The organism is Stenotrophomonas sp. YJH_SMC_16 (assembly GCF_059367875.1).
The window spans coordinates 60076-78811 of sequence record NZ_JCAFRH010000002.1 but is presented as its reverse complement, the minus strand read 5'-3'; the positions used below and the strand labels follow the sequence as shown (position 1 = coordinate 78811).

The following is an 18736-nucleotide window of genomic DNA, read 5'->3' as shown; positions in this document are numbered from 1 at the left end:
CTGCCCCGCCATGAACCTCTCTTCCCTGCTCATCCCCTTGGCCTTGTCTGCCGCCACCCTGCTGGCGTCGCCCGCCCATGCCGCCGACACCCCGCCGGCGCAGTGCGTACCACTGACCGGCGAACAGCAGATCGTTCGTGCCGGCGCCGACAAGAACATCCTGCTTCGCTCCGGCGAAGACCACTATGTCGTGCATTTCCGCAACAGCTGCCCTTCTGCCGTGCTGGCCACCCGCCTCGGCTTCAAGACCGACGGCAAGGAGGCTGGCGAGCTGTGCAGCGAGGGCCGAAGCGCTCTGGACACCGGTCGCGGCAGCTGCGAGGTTGCGCGCATCGAGCCGATCGATGCCGAGCGGTTCAAGCGCGAAGCACGCCGCCGCAGCCGCTGACCCCGGACAGGACAAGGGCGGCCGAAGCCGCCCTTGTTGTTTCCAGTCTTTCACGCCAAGCCTTCAGCTCACTCCACCGTAACCGGCAGCAGCCGCTCCGGCTCGGCCTGGGTCTCGACCACCAGCTCGTCGTCGCGGACATCGATGCTGACCTTGCCACCGTTGACCAGCTTGCCGAACAGCAGCTCGTCGGCCAGCGGGCGCTTGATCTTGTCCTGGATCACGCGGGCCATCGGGCGCGCACCCATCAGCGGGTCGAAGCCGTGGTGAGCCAGCCAGTCGCGCGCGGTCGGGGTGGCCGACAGGCTGACGTGCTTGTCCTGCAGCAGCATCTCCAGCTCGATCAGGAACTTGTCGACCACGCGCAGGATGTGCTCGAAGCCCAGCGCCTGGAACTGCACCACCGCGTCGAGGCGGTTGCGGAATTCCGGGGTGAAGCTGCGGCGGATGGTCTCCATCGCGTCGGTGGCATGGTCCTGCTTGGTGAAGCCGATCGAACGCCGCGAGGCCTGCGCCGCGCCGGCATTGGTGGTCATCACCAGCACCACGTTCTTGAAGTTCGCCTCACGACCATTGGTATCGGTCAGCACGCCGCGGTCCATCACCTGCAACAGGATGTTGAAGATGTCCGGGTGCGCCTTCTCGATTTCGTCCAGCAGCAGCACGCAGTGCGGCGTCTTGACGATCTTCTCGGTCAACAGGCCGCCCTGGTCGAAGCCGACGTAGCCCGGAGGGGCACCGATCAGGCGGCTGATCGAATGCGGCTCCATGTACTCGGACATGTCGAAGCGGACCAGCTCGATGCCCAGCTGCAGCGCGAGCTGCTTGGTCACCTCGGTCTTGCCGACACCGGTCGGACCGGCGAACAGGAAGTTGCCGATCGGCTTTTCCGGATTGCCCAGGCCCGAGCGGGCCAGCTTGATCGCCGAGGACAGCGTCTCGATGGCCGGGTCCTGGCCGAAGATCACCATCTTCAGGTTGCGCTCCAGGTGCTGCAGCACATCCTTGTCGGTGGCACTGACCTGCTTGGCCGGGATCCGCGCCATCTTGGCCACGATTGCCTCGACCTCTTCAACGTCGATCAGCTCCTTGCGCTGCTCCTCGGGCAGCAGGCGCTGGCGGGCACCGGCCTCGTCGATCACGTCGATGGCCTTGTCCGGCAGCAGGCGGTCGCCGATGTGCTTCACCGACAGGTCCACTGCGGCCTGCAGGGCCTCGTCGGAGTAGGTCACACCGTGATGCAGCTCGTACTTGGACTTCAGGCCCTGCAGGATCTCGTAGGTCTCGCCCACCGTCGGCTCGACGATGTCGATCTTCTGGAAGCGGCGCGCCAGCGCGCGGTCCTTCTCGAAGATGCCGCGGTATTCCTGGAACGTGGTCGAGCCGATGCAGCGCAGCTCGCCCGACGCCAGCGCCGGCTTGATCAGGTTGGACGCATCCATGGTGCCGCCCGACGCCGAACCGGCACCGATGATGGTGTGGATCTCGTCGATGAACAGCACCGCGTTGGGCACCTTCTTCAGTGCCGTCAGCACGCTCTTCAGGCGCTTCTCGAAGTCGCCACGGTACTTGGTACCAGCCACCAGTGCGCCCAGGTCGAGCGAATAGATCACCGCGTCGGCCAGCACCTCAGGCACCGAACCCTCGACGATGCGGCGGGCCAGGCCCTCGGCGATCGCGGTCTTGCCCACGCCGGCCTCGCCCACGTACAGCGGGTTGTTCTTGCGGCGGCGGCACAGGACCTGGATGGTGCGCTCGATTTCGTCGGCACGACCGACCAGCGGGTCGATGCGACCGGCCCGGGCCTGTTCGTTGAGGTTGCTGGCGAACTCGGTCAGGGCATCGCCCTTCGGCTCGCCCTCCCCGCCTTCAATGCGGCCTTCGCCCTCGGACGAAGAGGACGGCTGCTCGCCTTCTTCGCCCAGCTTGGCGATGCCATGGGACAGGTAATTGACCACGTCCAGCCGGGTGACGTCCTGCTGGTTGAGGTAATAGACGGCGTGGGAGTCCTTTTCGCCGAAGATGGCGACCAGCACATTGGCGCCGGTGACCTCCTTCTTGCCCGAGGACTGCACGTGGTACACGGCCCGCTGCAGCACGCGCTGGAAGCCCAGGGTCGGCTGGGTATCGCGGCCGTCATCTTCGGCCAGGCGGGACACGGAGGCCTCGATGGCCTGCTCCAGCTCCTGGCGCAGGCGTTCGGCGTCGGCGCCACACGCCTTCAGTACGGCCTGGGCGGACGGGTTGTCGAGCAGTGCCAACAGCAGGTGTTCGACCGTCATGAACTCATGCCGGGCCTCACGGGCGCGCTTGTAGCACTGGCCGATGGTGTGTTCGAGGTCTTTGCTGAACATGGATTACTCCGGCGGCAGATGGGGACAATATGCGGCCTGACTACGCGATTTCCATCACCCTAGCGGATTGCTGCGTTCAGATGGCGTTAGCAGTACACATCGCTTGATCTTCATTCACTCCAGGACAGCCCGCCCAGCATGAGCGAACCCTACCTGAGCCGCTGGCGATTGCGGCGTGATGGCGCAGCCATCGAAACGCCCCATGCCCAGCTCTGGCCAGTGCTGACCATCGCCGGCGAGCCGGCCATGCTGAAGATCAGCAGCGAAACCGAAGAGCAGAACAGCCATCGCCTGCTGCGCTGGTGGGAGGGCGATGGCGCCGCCCGCCTGCTGGCCCACGAGGGACCGGCGATCCTGATCGAGCGTGCCGGCGGCGACTCGCTGCGGCAACGCTCGATCGAGGGCGACGATGACGCCTGCACCACGATCCTGTGCCAGGTCCTGCAGCGGCTGCACCGGCCACGGAACGCGCCGCCAGCGGAACTGGTCTGCCTCCGTAGATGGTTCGCCGACCTGCTGCAGCCAAGGGCTGCGCTGCCGCCACTGCTGGAACAGTGCAGATCACTGGCGGAGGGGTTGCTGCAGGAAGAGCGCGAGATCCGGCCGCTGCACGGCGACCTGCACCACGACAACGTGCTCGATTTCGGCGCACGTGGCTGGCTGGCGATCGACCCGAAGCGGCTGCTGGGTGATCGCGCCTTTGATTACACGACACTGTTCAGCAACCCGGACCTGTGCGGTCCGGGCATCCACGTTGCGACGCAGCCTGAGCGGTTTGCCGCCCGGCTGGAACAGGTCAGTGCACTGGCGGGCCTGGAGCGCACGCGCCTGCTGCGCTGGATCGCAGCCAGCGCGGGGCTGTCGGCAGTCTGGTTCCGGGATGACGGCGACCCCGCCGAGGTCGACGAGGCCGTGGCGCGTATGGCGCTGGAGGCGTTGGCGGAGGGGTGATCCACCTGTAGAGCCGAGCCTGCGCTCGGCTGCTGCTGGCAGAGATCTGGATGCCTGGGTGAACAGCAGCCGAGCGTGGGCTCGGCTCTACAGGTCGGGGGCGGTCAGGCCTTTTCCATCGTGCACAGCAGCGGGTGCTGGTTCATCCGCGAATACTCGTTGACCTGGGCAACCTTGGTCTCGGCCACTTCGCGGGTGAACACCCCGCACACGCCGCGGCCGCGGGTATGGACGTGCAGCATCACCTGTGTGGCCTTGTCCAGGTCCATGTTGAAGAACTGCTGCAGTACGTCCACCACGAAATCCATCGGGGTGTAGTCGTCATTGAGCAGCATCACCTGGTAGAACGGCGGCGGCGCCACTTCCGGGCGCGCGGGTTCCACGGCAACGCCGTGCTCGTGATGGGAATCGGGGGAAGACTCGCGGGGCATCTGCTCATTATAGAGGCTCGAGCGGGCCTGCGTCGGCCCGCCGCAGATTGGACGGCACGCACCGCCGCCGTCACAATTGCATCCTCTCTCAACACTGTTTCACAGGATCTTCATGAAAAGGACCCTTCTCTCCGCCCTGCTGATCGCCCTGGCCGCCGCCGGCTCCGCCGCCGCCGAGACCCAGGCCGACAAGGCCGTGGCCCGCCACCTGGACAAGCTGGGCTACACCTACGAGGTCGACGAGGACGGCGACTACCGCATGGTGTTCGACGTCGAGGGTGACCGCACCCAGATGGTCTACGTGCGCTCGTCGGTGGAAGATTTCGGCACCCACAACATCCGCGAGATCTGGTCGCCGGCCTACAACGCCAAGACCAAGCAGTTCCCGGTGGCCGTGGCCAACCGCCTGCTGGAAGATTCGCAGGACGCCAAGATGGGCGGCTGGGTGAAGCAGGACACCACCGCCATGTTCGTGGTCAAGATCGACGCCGATGCCACGGCCGACCAGCTCAGCGACGCCATCGATGCGGCCATCCGCACCGCCGACGCCATGGAGCTGGAACTGACCAAGAAGGACGAGTTCTGAGTTGAACGCTACGCCGGACCCGCGCTGGGCACCGCACGCCACCGTCGCCACCGTGGTGGTCGACGGCGGCCGCGTGTTGCTGGTTGAAGAGACCATCGACGGCCGCCAGGTGCTGAACCAGCCGGCCGGCCACCTCGAGCCGGGCGAAAGCCTGGCCGAGGCAGCCCTGCGCGAGACCCGCGAGGAAACCGGCTGGACCGTGCAGCTGACCCATTTCATCGGCTGCTACCAGTGGACGGCCGGCGACGGCACCCCCTTCCTGCGCTTCTGCTACGCGGCGCGCCCGGTCTCGCACGACCCGGCGCAGCCACTGGACACCGGCATCGACCGCGCACTCTGGCTGACCCCGGCCGAACTGCAAGCCGCCGGCGAGCGCCAGCGCAGCCCGCTGGTCTGGCAGGTGGTGGCTGATTACCTGGGTGGCCAGCGCCATCCACTTTCCCTGGTCCGGGAGGTCGCATGAGCACTCCGCGCGTGATGGTGGGCGTCTCCGGTGGCGTCGACTCCTCGGTCGCCGCCTGGCGCCTGGTACAGCAGGGCGAGGCCGTAGCCGGTCTGTTCATGCAGAACTGGGCCGACGACGGCAGCGGCGACTGCCGTGCCGAGGACGACCGCCGCGATGCGGTGGCCGTCTGCGGCCTGCTCGGCATTCCGTTCCACTTCCGCGATTTCTCCAGCGAATACTGGCAGGGCGTGTTCGAGCACTTCCTGGCCGAGTACGCGGCCGGCCGTACGCCGAACCCGGACGTGCTGTGCAACCGCGAAGTGAAGTTCAAGCACTTCCTGGACGCCGCCCGCGAGCTGGGCGCCGAACGCATCGCCACCGGCCACTACGCGCGGGTGACCCAGCGCGGCCACCAGTGGCTGCTGCTGCGCGGCGCCGACCGCTCCAAGGACCAGAGCTACTTCCTGCACCAGCTGGGCCAGGAACAGCTGGCGGCCACCCTGTTCCCGATCGGCGACCTGGAAAAGACCGACCTGCGGCGGATCGCACGTGACGTCAGCCTGCCGACCCACGCCAAGAAGGACTCCACCGGCATCTGCTTCATTGGTGAGCGCGACTTCCGTGAATTCCTCGGCCGTTACCTGCCGGCCAAGCCCGGCCAGATCCTCGACCCGGCCGACGGCAGCGTCATCGCCGAACATCCGGGCGTGTTCTATTTCACCCTGGGCCAGCGCGAAGGCCTGAACATCGGCGGCGTGCGTGGACGTCCGGCCGCGCCGTGGTACGTGGTCGGCAAGGATGTGGCCAGCAACGTGCTGTACGTGGATCAGGACCGCGACAGCAAGTGGATGCTGTCCGATCGCCTGCGCTCGGAAACCGCGCACTGGATCGCCGGCGCGCCGCCGGCACGGCGCTTTGAATGCACCGCCCAGACCCGCTACCGCCAGCCCGACGAGCCGTGTACGGTCGAGGTGCTGGACGATGGCAGCGTGCTGGTCACCTTCGCGCGCCCGCAGCGCGCCGTTACCCCCGGTCAATCACTGGTGCTGTATGACGGTGACGTGTGCCTGGGTGGCGCGGTGATCGCCGCCACCGATGCGCCGCTGGAACAGCGCCTGCGCACCACCCCCTCCCCTTTTGAGGTAATCGCTGCATGAGTTTCACTGTCGACGACCGCGTCCTGGCCCTGGCCGGCATTGCCCAGGCCCTGCAGCAGGTACGCCGCATCGCCGATACCGGCCATTCCGACGCCGCCGCCGTGCGCACCGCCGTGGACAGCGTGTTCCGTGTCGATGCGTCCTCGCCGCAGGAGGTGTTCGGTGACCGCCATGCACTGAAGGCCGGCCTGCGCCTGCTGCACAACTACTTCCGCAGCCAGGGCCAGGATCCGATCCTGCCCAAGCTGGCCCTGTCGGTGCTGCAGCTGGAGCGTCGCTTCGTGCAGGACGGCGCCACCGTGAACAAGGTCGCCTCGGGCATCGAGCGCGCCCAGCGCCAGGCCACCGAGCTGGGCGACAGCGGCCATCCGGACGTGCTGGCCAACCTGGGCGGCCTTTACGCGGACACCATCAGCCACCTCAAGCCGCGGGTGATGGTGCAGGGCAACCCGCACTATCTGGGCCAGGCTGGCGTTGTGGCCGAGATCCGCGCCCTGCTGCTGGCCGCGGTGCGCTCGGCGGTGCTGTGGCGCCAGCTGGGCGGCAGCTACTGGGACTTCCTGTTCAGCCGCAAGGCGATGATCGAGGCCGTGGACCGGCAGCTGGCCTGAGGTCATGGGGTCGGATCCCTTTCCGGCACGGAAAGGGCTCTGACCCTGAAGCCGCCAAGGCGCCGGAAAACCGGCGCATTCAGAATGCACTTCCGGGCACATCGACGTTAAAGAGAAAGGGGGTACGGCCGATACATCCTCCGTGCACCTCCCGAGAACGTCCATGTACTCACGCATTTTCATCCGTCTGGCCGCCCCCCTGGCTCTGACCCTGCTGCTCCCCTTCGCCATCGGTTTCGAATGGCCGGCCGCCCTGCGCTGGGCGATCCTGACCACGATGACGCTGAGCTGGCTCGGCTTTGCGTGGTGGACCACCCGCGCCCAGGCGCACCGTTCCCCGGAACATGCCCGTGTCCTGCGTGAGCAGGACCAGCTGCTGACCGAACTGCGCAACTTCGTCGGCAACGAGATCGACGGTTCGCGCGGCGAAGTGGAACGTGCCCGTGACCTGATCCGCCAGGCCGTCTCCAGCCTGGGGGGCAGCTTCGATGCCATGAACCGCAAGTCGCGCCAGCAGAGCCAGGCCCTGTCGCGTATCGTCGATCGCGCCGGTGATGAAGGCAATGCCGGCCTCGACGTTGCCCGTTTCGCCCAGCACGCCAGCCACCGCATGGAACAGCTGGTCGAAGCGCTGGAACAGGTCAGCGGCCAGAGCAGCACCACCGTGCAGCACATCGACCAGATGGCGCAGCACCTGGATGGCATCTTCGCGCTGCTGGAAGACGTCAAATCGATCGCCGACCAGACCAACCTGCTAGCCCTGAACGCTGCAATTGAAGCAGCGCGTGCCGGTGAAGCCGGTCGCGGCTTCGCCGTGGTGGCCGACGAGGTCCGCAACCTGTCCGAGCGCTCGACCACCTTCAACGAGCAGATCCGCAAGCTGGCGCACAGCTCCAAGGACGCCATTGCCAAGGTGCGCGAGACGGTCTCGCACATGGCGTCGCGTGACATGGATCGCTCCCGTGAAGCGCGCCAGGAAGCGGCCGCGATGCTCGACAACGTGGCCCAGATCAATGCCTCGCTGGGCGATGGCATGCGCGAAGTCTCCGAGTGTGCCCGTTCGATTGATGGCAGCGTGGCCGAAGCCGTGCGCGCCCTGCAGTTCGAAGACATCGCCACCCAGGCGCTGGGCGGCGTGCACACCCACCTGGACCGCCTGACCGCGATCAACCGCGAAGCAGTCGCCCTGCAGGAACTGCTGCACCGCAACGGCGGCGTGTTCGACGAAGAGATCGCCACCGCCCTGCAGCGCACCGGCAGCCGCCTGCGCGAACTGCGCAGCGAATGGGAACGCCCGCCGCACAAGCCGGTTGCCCAGCAGAGCATGGGCGCCGGCACCGTCGAGCTGTTCTGACCCTGATGTCCGCTGCCCTCGCCGGCAGCCCGCAAGGCCCCGGTTCCTCCGGGGCCTTTGCCTGTGACCCGCCGTTGGATGCATCCTGTACGCGCACCATGACCCTGATCCGTGCCCTGCCCTCCCTCACCGATACCGAGCGCCCGCGCAACGCGAGCGTGCGTGAGCAGCTGCAACAGCTGGAGGATGTGGCACGCGAGGAGATCCGCGAGCTGCAGCAGCTGGCCGATGCGCGGCCGGCGCCGTCCCGCGCGGACGAGGCGCTGCTGGGGCTGGCGTGGGACCTGGGGCTGGATGGGGAAGCGCTGAAGTAGATCCACGCCATGCGTGGATGAAATGGTAGCGGCCACCCACCATTTCAGATTTGTTGCATGGTCTGAATCACCGGCTCCGGGCACACTCATCGCTCTCCCTCCTTGACAGCGTCATGGCATTCAATCCGGAAGAAGCGCAAGAAGCCTTCGAACAGTTTCTGATCATCATGGACGATCAGATTGAATGGCTGATCGAGCAGGCGCAGCAGCGCGGCGTCGACCTAGACGGTAGCCTGGAGAGCCTTGATCGCCTCGAAACCCTGTACACGTTGATGGCCGCAACGTTATCGAAGGACGAGCAGGCTGCCTTGAGAGTTGTGTTTGCACGATATCTTGGGGAAACCGTGTGTCAGCATCACGGCGGCAAATGGACTCTCCCACTGGATGATCCCAAGGACATCAGTTTCAACATGCCGGTTATCGTGGGGCATTCATCCTGCCCGTGGCTGGAGTTCAATCCCATCCACACGATGCGAGCCTATTCACTTCGGCCCAAGCCCGGAATGATCCAAAGCGTCGTTGCGCACAGTGTTGCTCCACGGATTCTGGATCTTAGCGATCTGGTGGAAGAGGACTGACGCCAAGAGGCTGCTTGAGTCGCTGGGCGGCCCCACCCGCATGGTGGCTCGGACCGCCTGCCATCCACGCATGGCGTGGATCTACTGTCCGGGCAGTGGCATGATCCACCGATCCCGATCATGGAAGACCGATGGCCATCGCCCTGATCGCACTCCTGCTGATCGAGACCGTCCTTCTGATGGCCTGGGTGGCCGGTTATTTCAGCTGGGGCATCACCGTGTTCAACGAACGCATCGCGGCGTCACCGGCCATGCAGGCCCGGCTCTCGCTGGGCAGCCTGGAACGTGACCTGCCGCGGGACAAGTGGCTGCGACTGGCCTTCCATGCGCTGCCTGACGGCAGCATGGCGTTCCGCGAGAGCTTCGCGCCGAGCTTCGGCCTGCGCTACTTCCCCGTGATGCGCGGTCGCATCGTACTCAACACGCGACGGCACGAGGTGCGGGTGATCGGACTGTGCAGCTGGTTCGTGGCCATCCTGTCGCTGTTGCTGTTGCCGCTGGTGGCGATGCGCCCGATGGTGGCGCCCATGCTGCTGGTGCTGCCGCTGTTCCTGGCCAGCTATCTGGTCCAGAAGCGGCGCTATGCGGCCATCGTCGAAGCGCTGCGCATGCAGTTGAAGGCGGAGTTCCCAAGGTAGATCCACCCCATGCGTGGATGGTCGCGCGTGCAGGAGGCATTCGTGCCGACCAAGGTCAGCAGCCACCAAAACGGGTTGCGGTAGATCCACGCCATGCGTGGATAGACACAGCAGCCAAGGTCAGTTCCAACCAGTGCAGCTGATCAGCGCGCCAGCACCACTTCCCCGCTGGCATCGGTACGCAGCGAAACCTGCTGTGGCTGGCGCAGCCACTGCGCCAGGTCGCGCGGGCTGAGCGGGCGCGAGTACAGGTAGCCCTGGATCTCGTCGCAGCCCTGGCGGCGCAGCATGTCTTCTTCCTGGTGTGTTTCCACGCCCTCGGCCACCACCTTCATGCCCAGCGCGTGGCCCAGGTGCACGATGGCCTGGGTCACTTCGGCCGTGCCCGAATCATGCAGCATGCCCTGCACGAAGCTGCGGTCGATCTTCAGGCGGCCCACCGGGAAGCGGTTGAGATAATTGAGGTTGGAGAAGCCGGTACCGAAGTCATCCACCGCCAGCGGCACGCCGTGCCGTTCCAGCACATCGAAGCAATGGCGCAGGATGTCGGTGTCACGGATCAGTGCCGACTCGGTCAGTTCCAGTTCCAGTCGCTGCGGCGGCCAACCATGGGTGTGGCAGATCTCGATCACGCGCTCGGCGAAACCACGGTCACGCAGCTGCACCGCAGAGACATTCACCGCAATGCGGTCGAAGCGCAGGCCGGCGCGGTCCCAGGCGGTGGCCTGGCGGCAGGCTTCATTCAGCACCCAGTCGCCGATCCGTACGATCTCACCGCACTTCTCGGCAATCGGAATGAACTCGGCCGGGCTGCAGTAGCCGATCCCGGGCCGGTGCCAGCGCAGCAGCGCCTCGATTGCAGGTGGCTCGCCATGGTGGGCATGCAGCAGCGGCTGGTAGGCTAGGCTGAACTCTTCACGTTCGATCGCCCCATGCAGGGCGTGCTCAAGCTCCAGCTTGCGCTGGATGCGGGCCAGCGCGTCCTGGCTGTAGTACTGGTAGGTATTGCGGCCGGCTTCCTTGGCCGCGTACATCGCCGCATCGGCGGCGCGCAGCAGGGAATCGAAGTCGGTCTGCGCGTCGCCCAGCATCGCGATGCCGACGCTGGCGCCGACCTTCAAGGTGGTCTCGCCACGGCGCAGCGGCTCGGCCAGCGAGGCGATCAGCTTGCGCGCCACGTGGCCGGCGTCTTCCGGCTCGGCCAGATCGCGCAGCACCACGATGAACTCGTCACCACTGAAGCGGCCAAACAGGTCGTTGTTGCGCAGGTTCTGGTGCAGGCGCGTCGCAGCGGCCTTCAGCAGCGCATCACCGGTGGCATGACCGAAGCTGTCGTTGATGGTCTTGAAACCGTCCAGATCGATGAACAGCATCGCCAGCGAGGTGCCACGGTCGCGCGCTTCCTCGATGGCTTCTGCCGTCTGTTCGCCGAGCAGCACGCGATTGGGCAGGCCGGTGAGCAGATCGTAGTGGGCCAGCAGCTCGATGCGCTCGTTGGCCTCGCGCTCGCGGGTGATGTCACGGAACAGCACCACGAAGCGCGGCGGCAGGCCATCACGGCGGTCCAGCTCGATCAGCACCTGCACCCACACGCGCAGGCCGGACTGACGGTAGAAGCACAGGTCCAGCTGTTCGGGCAGTCCGCCGCCGGCAATGCGGACCAATGCGGCGTCGAAGGCATTGCGCGAATCTTCGGTGTACAGCGCCAGCGCCTGGTCGAGGGTGATCGGCTCCTTGCGCAGGCCGTGGATGCGGTAGCACTCCTCGGTCCACTGCATGTGCCGGGTCTGCACCTCGATCTCGCAGCCACCGATGCGACCCAGCGCGGAAACACGGTTGAGCAGTTCGGTGCGCCAGCGGATCAGTGCATCGGTCTGGTGCTGCTCGGTGATGTTCTGCACCTGGCCGAGCAGGCGCTTGGGCTGGCCATCCATGTCCAGCAGCGGCTGCATCCACAGCCGCAGATGCTGCGACGGTTCGTGGCCGCGGGTCAGTTCCAGTTCGATGTTGGCGGCCCGGCCATCACGCCACAGACGCCGCCAGGCTGCACGCAACGCACCCCGCGAGCGCGGATGCAGCTGCTTCAGCCAGCGGCGCTGACCGGGCGCGCTGCCCTGCTCCAGCGCCAGCATCGAGCGCAGTTCCGGCGACCACCAGAAATGACCACTGTTGGGGTCGAACGACCAGCTGCCCATGCTGGCGATGCGCTGGGCCTCGCTCAGGTGCAGCTGCTGTTCCTGAAGCAGCCCTTCCAGCTGCTTCTGTTGTTCGATATCGGTATGCGTGCCGACCATGCGCAGCGGCTGGCCATCGGCGGTGCGCGCGACCACGCGCCCGCGGTCCAGTACCCAGCGCCACTGGCCATCGGCCTGGCGGAAACGGAACTGTGCGCTGTACTGCTCGCTCAAGCCACGCAGATGCTCGTCCAGTGCGACCCGCACCTGGGCGATATCCTCGCTGTGCACGCGGGCCAGGATCTCGGTGGCGGTTTCGTCACCCAGCGCCGGGGTGCGCACCACACGGTCGCTGGGAATGTCCCAGTCCCAGAGGCTGTGCCCGGCACTGTCCAGCGCCAGCTCCCAGCGCCCACCGCCGCCAAGCGGCACCGGTTCGGGAATGCTCAGCGTGAAGGCCAGCAGATTGCCGGCGCCATCGTGCACGGCCCGCAGGTGGCCGTCGTAGTGCCCGTGCGGGCCACCCGGCAGCGTGCAGGCCACGATGCCGCCATCGGCGGCCATCAGGCGCAGATCTTCCAGCATCGGCGCATACGCAGCCACGGTAGCCGGCAAGCCGTGCTCGCGCGCAGCCGGATTGGCCGCCAGCGGGCGGCCCGTGCGGTCGACGATGACCAGCGCCGACGCAAGCGGGTGCTGCAGCAGGCTGGCGATGATCCCTTGGTCCACGCGATCTTGCTCCGGATGACACGCCCGTCAGCGGGGCACGCAGTGGTTAACGGCGCCTGCGGCGGATAATTGAGTGGTCTGGGCGCACCTGCGCGGTAAGATGGCCGGCGCCCCTTTCTTCCGCCCTGTCCATGCCCGCAGAACCGACCGGCAACGCCCCAGTTCCCGACCCGCGGATGGCGCAGGCGCTGAGCCGCGACCGGCGCCGGGTGGTGCTGAGCTACCTGGCGATGGCGCTGGCCTGGATGATCTCCACCGACAGTGCGGTGCAGGCACTGGTGCCTGACCCGCAGCAGGCGGCCTTGTGGCAGGGCCTGAAGGGCTCGTTCTTCGCCCTTGCCAGTGCGGGCCTGCTGTATCTGCTGCTGCGCCCGCTGGCCGAGCACGTGCTGCACACCCATGCACGCCAGCAGGCCTCGGAGCTGCGCCTGCGGCAGATGTTCGAAGGCAACCCCGGCCCGATCCTGGTCTATGACCTCGATACGCTGGCGATCCTCGATGCCAATCCGGCGGCCTGCACCGCCTTCGGCTGGGACCGTGACGAACTGCTGGAGCAGACCATCGACGCGTTGTGGCCGCCAGGCCAGGACCAGGCACTGCAGACCAAGCTGGAGGCGATCCGCGAGGCACCAGAGGAACTGTGCATCCTGCGTACCCAGCTGCAGCTGCGTGACGGCTCGCTGCGGCAGATGGAGCTGCGCTCCAACGCCATCAGCTACGACGGCCACAACGCCCGCTTGTTGATTGCCATCGACCGCACTGCGGAGGATCTGGCGCAACTGCGCCGCGACCAGGCGCTGGCCCGGGTGGAAGAAGCCCACGAGCTGGCCCGCATCGGCGCCTGGGAGCTGGACCCGTCCACCGGGCTCGGCCGTTATTCCAACCAGGTCTACCGCCTGCTGGGTCGCCGCCCGCCCGAGGCCCGGCGCTGGCATCGCTTCGACGAACTGCTGGTGCCGGCCGATCCGGCCACCGCTACCCAGACCGAACAGCTGCTGGCCGAACTCTGCTCCGGCGATCCCGTGCACGTGGACGTGCTGCTGCCGCTGTTGTCGATGGATGGCCGCGCCTTGATGGTGCATCTGCGTGCTGCCAGCGGCATCGACGAGGCCGGCCGCAATCGCGTGCTGGGCACGCTGCAGGACGTGACCGAGCGCGAGCAGTCGCGACGCCTGCTGCGCGAGCGCGAGGAGCAGTTCCGCGAGCTGGTACGGGTACTGCCCGATGGCGTGGTGATCCTCTCCGACGAACACGTGTTGTACGCCAATGCCTGGGCCGCCAGCCTGTTCGGCTATGGCAGCCACACCCTGCTGGGCGAGCCGCTGTCGGCACTGGTGGACAACGCCGATCTGTCCCGCGTGCGTAGCCAGCTGCGTGCAGGCCAGCCCCATCTGGGGCCCGGTCACAGCAGCGTGGTGGCGATGCAGCGCGCTGATGGCCGCAGCTTCCATGCCGGCCTGGCGGTAGGTGAAGTGCGTTATGGCGGACGCGACTGCAAGTTGCTGATCGTGCGCGACCTGAGCGATTCCGAGCGCACCCGCAGTGCGTTGGAAACCAGCAACCGTGAACTGCAGGCGATGGCCGGCCGCCTGTTCTCGCTGCAGGAGGATGAACGCCGCGCGATCTCGCGCGATCTGCACGACGACATCGGCCAGGCGATCACGGCGATCAAGTTGTCCGCCTACGCAGCACAGGACGAAGATGATCCGCAGCGCCGCGCCGAGGATCTGGCGCAGATCGTCAGTCTGGCCGATACCACGGTGGCCAAGCTGCGCGACATCTCTACCCTGCTGCGCCCGCCGCAGCTCGACGCGCTGGGCCTGGAAGCAGCCTTGAGCTGGCAGGCACGGGTACTGTTCCGTTCGTCGCCGGTGGAACTGCTGGCCGAGATCGAGCCCCTGCCGCACCGTCCCGACAACAGCATCGAGCAGGCCTGCTTCCGTATCGCGCAGGAAAGCCTGACCAACGTATTGCGCCACGCCCGTGCCAGCCAGGTGCAGCTGCAGCTGCGCGATGTCGGCCAGCGCGGCCTGCACCTGCAGATCCGCGACGATGGCGAGGGTTTCGACCCCGATGGTCCGCGCGGGCTGGGCCTGATCGTGATGCGTGAGCGCGCGCAGAGCGTCGGTGGCCATGTGCGGATCGAATCCGCGCACGGCGAAGGCACGCTGATCGACGTCCACCTCCCCTACCAGGCGGCCAGCATGGCCGCCGCTGAGTCACCGGAATACTGAGCCTATGTGGAATCCCAACCAGCCCCCGGTCAGCATCGATGATGCGCCTGATCGCCTTGGCGCCGGCAACCCCGAGCTGCAGGTAATGGTCGCCGAGGCGGCCTCGGGCGGCACCGCACTGATGCTGATGCATGTCGACATCGACCACTTCGCTTCGGTCAACGAAAACATGAGCGCCGAGGTGGGTGACCAGGCCCTGGCGCTGGTGGCGCAGCGGTTGCAGTCCTACCTGCGCGGGCGCGGCAAGCTGTGGCGCCACGGCAGCGATGAGTTCCTGATCGCCGTGCCACGCACGGCCGACGTGCCGCTGCCGGAGGACTTTGCCGAGGAGATCCGGCAGCAGATGGAGCTGCCCCTGTCGGTGCTGCCGTATACGTTGTTCATGACCGGCAAGCTGGGCGTGAGCCTGTGCCCGGACCATGCAAGCAGCGCCTCACGCCTGCTCGATCATGCCGAGGATGCGCTGTACCAGGCGGCCCGCGAAGGCGGCAACGCGGTGCGCATCCACGCCGTGGACACGCCGCCGAGCGCGCACAGCGAGAGCATCATCGCGCGCCAGATCGTCGACGCGATCCCCAATGGCGAGCTGAAGCTTCGCTACCAGCCGCTGGTCAGTGCCCGCGACGGCCACGTGGTGGGCATGGAGGCGCTGCTGCGCTGGCAGTCGCCGACGCTGGGCATGCTGGTGCCGGAGCGCTTCATGCGCACCGCCGAACGGCTGGGCATCATCGTGCAGATCGGCACCTGGGTGCTGGAGGGCGCGCTGAAGCAGGCCCGCCTGTGGCGCGACCAGGGCTTCGACGACTTCACCATCGCCGTGAACGTCTCCACCCTGCAGTTGCTGCGGCCCAACTTCTTCGCAGAAGTCATGGGCCTGATCCAGGCGGCGGGCGTGCCGGCGCAGATGCTGACGCTGGAGATCAACGAAAGCGCGCTGACCAACAACGTCAACTTCGTGCACGAGACGCTGGCCAACCTGCGCAACGAAGGCATCAGCCTGAGCCTGGACAATTTCGGCACCGGCGATTCCAGCCTGAGTGCGCTGGTGCGCTACCCGGTGGACAAGCTGAAGATCGACCGCAGCTTCATCAAGAGTGCGCCGGCCGGTAACCGCGAAGCGGCCATCGCTCGTGCGATCATCGCCATGGGCCACCAGCTGGGCATGACCGTGATCGCCAACGGCGTGGAATCGCAGGCGCAGCTGGGCTTCCTGCGCCGCAACGACTGCGACGTGTTCCAGGGCTACCTGTTCGGCGAACCGATGTCGGCCGATGCCGCCGGCATGACCCTGCGCCGCCGCTACCTGCGCCCGGAGGCCTTTGCCGAGACCCGTCCCGACCGCACGCTGCTGTTGCTGGACGACGAGGAGAACGTGCTGCGCTCGCTGGTGCGCCTGTTCCGTCGCGATGGCTACCGCATCCTGGCCGCCGGCAACGTGCGCGATGCGTTCGACCTGCTGGCGATCAACGACGTGCAGGTGATCCTGTCCGACCAGCGCATGAGCGACATGAGCGGCACCGAGTTCCTGGGCCGGGTGAAGATGCTGTACCCGGACACGATCCGCCTGGTGCTGTCCGGTTACACCGATCTGAACACCGTGACCGACGCGATCAACCGCGGTGCGATCTATCGCTTCCTGACCAAGCCGTGGAACGATGACGAGCTGCGCAAGCACATCCACCAGGCGTTCCGCACCTATGAGGAGCAACGCCGCAGCAACGCCGGTCCGGCGCCGGTGGAGAGCGGAGATGGCGGTGAGGATCGTCCGCTGCGGTGACCCACATGTAGAGTCGATCAGCGCGGCTGCTTCACCGGCAGCACCACGCGGAAGCGCGAGCCCACGCCCGGGGTGCTGTCCAGGTCGATGCGGCCGTGGTGCTTGTTGATGATGCTGTAGGAGATCGACAGGCCCAGGCCGGTGCCGCTGCCAACGGGCTTGGTGGTGAAGAACGGATCGAAGATGCGCTGGCGCAGTTCCGGCGAGATGCCGCCGCCGGTGTCCTCGAATTCGACCCACACGTGATCGCCATCAACGCCGGTGCGCACCGTGATCGTGCCGCGCTCGGCGATGGCATGGCCGGCGTTGAGCAGCAGGTTCATGTAGACCTGGTTCAACTCCGACGGCAGGCATTCCACCAGCGGTAGCTGGCCGAACTCCCGCACCAGGGTGACCTTGTACTTCAGCTCGTTCCAGATGATGTTGATGGTCGATTCCAGGCCTGCGTGCAGGTCGACCAGCTTCCACGATTCGTCGCGGCCGGAATACGAGAAGTCCTTCAGGTCACGCACGATGCGGGTGACCCGCTCGATGCCTTCGCGCGATTCAGCCATCAGCTGCGGCAGGTCACGGCTGATGAAATCGATGTCCAGACGGTCACGGATATCGTCGATTTCCGGAATCAACGCCTTCGGGTCCGGCGCGCGCAGGGCGCGTTCGTAGGCTTCGATCACCGTGAACAGGCTGCGTAGGTATTCCTGCAGGCTGCCCAGGTTGGAGTGCACGTAGCCGATCGGGTTGTTGATCTCGTGCGCGACGCCGGCAGCAAGCTGGCCGATCGAGGCCATCTTTTCCGACTGCAGCAGCTTTTCCTGGGTGCCGTTCAGGCGCAGGTAGGCCTGGCGCAGCTCGGCATGGCGCTGCTGCAGCTCGCGCTCGTAGTCTTCCTGCCCCTCGATATGGCGGAACAACGCCAGGAAGTGCCCCTGGCCCACCGGGCCGTGGTGATACAGATGGGCGATGACCACGCCCTCGCCCAGCGGCAGGCTGCCATTCCAGTGACCATGCTGGCGCGCCTGTTCCAGGGCATCGGGCGGCAGCAGTTCACGCAGGCGCTGCGGTGGTGGCAGACCGCCACCCTCGCCGCTGGCCAGCAGGTTCTGCGCGGCCGGATTGGCCAGCGCCACCTGCCCGTCTTCAGTGAACAGCAGCAGCCCTTCGCGCAGGCGCTCAAGCAGGGCCTGCAGCACCGGCTGTGGCGGAAGGGGGGCGGTAACCAGGGCGTTGGCAGCGGACACGGCGACTCGGGGCATTCGAACAGGCGCCCAATATACGCGGTCACGCAGCGGGCTTCAGCCCGCAGGAATGGGTTGTGCGACCGCCGTCGCGTCAGGCGACGGCGAGTGGACGGCGCGCAGTGACGGTGTGCGCCTGGCCCTTGGCATCGTAGGCCGAGGCATCTTCGGTGCGGCCGAGCTGGCGCAATGCCCAGTTGACCTCGCGGCGGCGGCGCGACAGCAGTACGCCGTTGGCGCGGTTGCGCTCGGCCAGTTCCTGCAGCTGTTCGCCCTCGCCCACCGGCGGCGCGCCTTCCAGCGCACGCAGCGCCTCCAGCTTGGCGCCGGTGGCCCGGATCAGGGCGTGCACGTCGTGCTCGACCAAGGCCTGGCGTTCAACGTCCAGGGCCTGGGCAAGGCGCTGCAGCGGCTCGCTCATCGCCGCGGTCATCCGTGCAGCTGCTGGTCCAGCTCGAGCATGCGCGATGCGATCGCGTCCGGATTGATCTTGTAGGTGCCGTTCTGCAGCGATTCGCGCACGGCGGCCACGCGCTGGGCGTCGATCGCCGGGGCGGTGGTCAGCTCACGCTCGATGGCCTGCAGATTGGTGGCCTCGCCGGTCAGGCGCAGGCTGTCGGCCGCTTCGACCGGACGTGCTGCCGCATCGGTGCTGACGCCGGGCTTGTTGGCCGGGGTCGTCACGCTGCGCAGTGCCTGGGGGACCTGCAGGTTGCCGTCGATTTTCTGGCTCATGGGGTGTCCTGGAGTTGCCGTTCACAAGGGATAACGGCCGCAGGG

Annotated in this window: 18 protein-coding genes; 12 read left to right on the top strand and 6 right to left on the bottom strand. The window is 66.8% G+C overall.

Annotated features, from left to right (window positions below):
* Positions 1-10: 10 nt before the first annotated feature.
* Positions 11-388, top strand: coding sequence for a hypothetical protein (locus tag AC5P6E_RS05115; RefSeq protein WP_019337442.1), 378 nt, complete (start codon positions 11-13; stop codon positions 386-388).
* Between the two features lie 68 nt (positions 389-456).
* Here AC5P6E_RS05115 and clpA read toward each other — a convergent pair whose 3' ends face one another.
* Positions 457-2742 carry an ATP-dependent Clp protease ATP-binding subunit ClpA gene (clpA, locus tag AC5P6E_RS05110; protein ID WP_049481282.1) on the bottom strand — a complete coding sequence of 762 codons (2286 nt, stop codon included), beginning with the start codon at positions 2740-2742 and terminating at the stop codon, positions 457-459.
* A gap of 138 nt (positions 2743-2880) precedes the next feature.
* On the opposite strand from clpA, the gene AC5P6E_RS05105 reads away from it, so the two are divergent.
* Positions 2881-3693 (top strand): APH(6) family putative aminoglycoside O-phosphotransferase, encoded by an 813-nt coding sequence (locus AC5P6E_RS05105; RefSeq protein ID WP_134958111.1) that lies wholly within the window; start codon positions 2881-2883, stop codon positions 3691-3693.
* Between the two features lie 104 nt (positions 3694-3797).
* On the opposite strand, the gene clpS is transcribed toward AC5P6E_RS05105, so the two are convergent.
* Positions 3798-4124, bottom strand: a complete 327-nt coding sequence (clpS, locus tag AC5P6E_RS05100) for an ATP-dependent Clp protease adapter ClpS (RefSeq protein WP_019337429.1) — start codon at positions 4122-4124, stop codon at positions 3798-3800.
* 112 nt (positions 4125-4236) lie between these two features.
* Here clpS and AC5P6E_RS05095 point away from each other — a divergent pair, with 112 nt between their 5' ends.
* The 8 genes from AC5P6E_RS05095 to AC5P6E_RS05060 all read left to right on the top strand — a co-directional run bounded on the left by AC5P6E_RS05095 (position 4237) and on the right by AC5P6E_RS05060 (position 9807).
* Positions 4237-4710, top strand: a complete 474-nt coding sequence (locus tag AC5P6E_RS05095; protein ID WP_010485859.1) for a hypothetical protein — start codon at positions 4237-4239, stop codon at positions 4708-4710.
* Position 4711: 1 nt separating this feature from the next.
* Complete coding sequence (locus tag AC5P6E_RS05090; protein ID WP_126561112.1) at positions 4712-5173, top strand: NUDIX hydrolase; 462 nt, start codon at positions 4712-4714, stop codon at positions 5171-5173.
* The gene (gene mnmA / locus AC5P6E_RS05085; protein ID WP_010485863.1) at positions 5170-6312 is read left to right on the top strand and encodes a tRNA 2-thiouridine(34) synthase MnmA; all 1143 of its coding nucleotides are present in this window, start codon (positions 5170-5172) and stop codon (positions 6310-6312) included. Before AC5P6E_RS05090 ends, mnmA begins: the two co-directional genes overlap by 4 nt.
* Positions 6309-6923, top strand: a complete 615-nt coding sequence (gene hflD / locus AC5P6E_RS05080) for a high frequency lysogenization protein HflD (protein ID WP_010485865.1) — start codon at positions 6309-6311, stop codon at positions 6921-6923. Before mnmA ends, hflD begins: the two co-directional genes overlap by 4 nt.
* A 163-nt stretch (positions 6924-7086) precedes the next feature.
* Positions 7087-8277 (top strand): methyl-accepting chemotaxis protein, encoded by a 1191-nt coding sequence (locus AC5P6E_RS05075; RefSeq protein WP_010485867.1) that lies wholly within the window; start codon positions 7087-7089, stop codon positions 8275-8277.
* Positions 8278-8375: 98 nt separating this feature from the next.
* On the top strand, positions 8376-8591 hold the full coding sequence (locus AC5P6E_RS05070) for a hypothetical protein (protein WP_032966708.1): 216 nt from the start codon (positions 8376-8378) through the stop codon (positions 8589-8591).
* Between the two features lie 113 nt (positions 8592-8704).
* On the top strand, positions 8705-9169 hold the full coding sequence (locus AC5P6E_RS05065; RefSeq protein ID WP_019337427.1) for a hypothetical protein: 465 nt from the start codon (positions 8705-8707) through the stop codon (positions 9167-9169).
* Between the two features lie 131 nt (positions 9170-9300).
* The gene (locus AC5P6E_RS05060) at positions 9301-9807 is read left to right on the top strand and encodes a hypothetical protein (RefSeq protein ID WP_019337426.1); all 507 of its coding nucleotides are present in this window, start codon (positions 9301-9303) and stop codon (positions 9805-9807) included.
* Positions 9808-9950: 143 nt separating this feature from the next.
* Here the strand turns inward: AC5P6E_RS05060 and AC5P6E_RS05055 are convergent, their stop codons facing one another.
* Positions 9951-12710, bottom strand: a complete 2760-nt coding sequence (locus AC5P6E_RS05055; protein WP_019337425.1) for an EAL domain-containing protein — start codon at positions 12708-12710, stop codon at positions 9951-9953.
* A gap of 131 nt (positions 12711-12841) precedes the next feature.
* On the opposite strand from AC5P6E_RS05055, the gene AC5P6E_RS05050 reads away from it, so the two are divergent.
* Complete coding sequence (locus tag AC5P6E_RS05050; RefSeq protein ID WP_019337424.1) at positions 12842-14944, top strand: PAS domain S-box protein; 2103 nt, start codon at positions 12842-12844, stop codon at positions 14942-14944.
* A 4-nt stretch (positions 14945-14948) separates the two neighbouring features.
* Positions 14949-16721 (top strand): EAL domain-containing protein, encoded by a 1773-nt coding sequence (locus tag AC5P6E_RS05045; protein ID WP_019337423.1) that lies wholly within the window; start codon positions 14949-14951, stop codon positions 16719-16721.
* Between the two features lie 17 nt (positions 16722-16738).
* On the opposite strand, the gene AC5P6E_RS05040 is transcribed toward AC5P6E_RS05045, so the two are convergent.
* The 3 genes from AC5P6E_RS05040 to flgM all read right to left on the bottom strand — a co-directional run bounded on the left by AC5P6E_RS05040 (position 16739) and on the right by flgM (position 18691).
* Positions 16739-17959, bottom strand: a complete 1221-nt coding sequence (locus tag AC5P6E_RS05040) for an ATP-binding protein (RefSeq protein ID WP_019337422.1) — start codon at positions 17957-17959, stop codon at positions 16739-16741.
* 91 nt (positions 17960-18050) lie between these two features.
* Positions 18051-18389: a flagella protein gene (locus AC5P6E_RS05035; RefSeq protein WP_010485882.1), complete on the bottom strand. Its 339-nt coding sequence runs from the start codon at positions 18387-18389 to the stop codon at positions 18051-18053.
* Entirely contained in the window at positions 18386-18691 is a 306-nt protein-coding gene (gene flgM, locus AC5P6E_RS05030) for a flagellar biosynthesis anti-sigma factor FlgM (RefSeq protein WP_019337421.1), read from the bottom strand. Before flgM ends, AC5P6E_RS05035 begins: the two co-directional genes overlap by 4 nt.
* Positions 18692-18736: the final 45 nt, after the last annotated feature.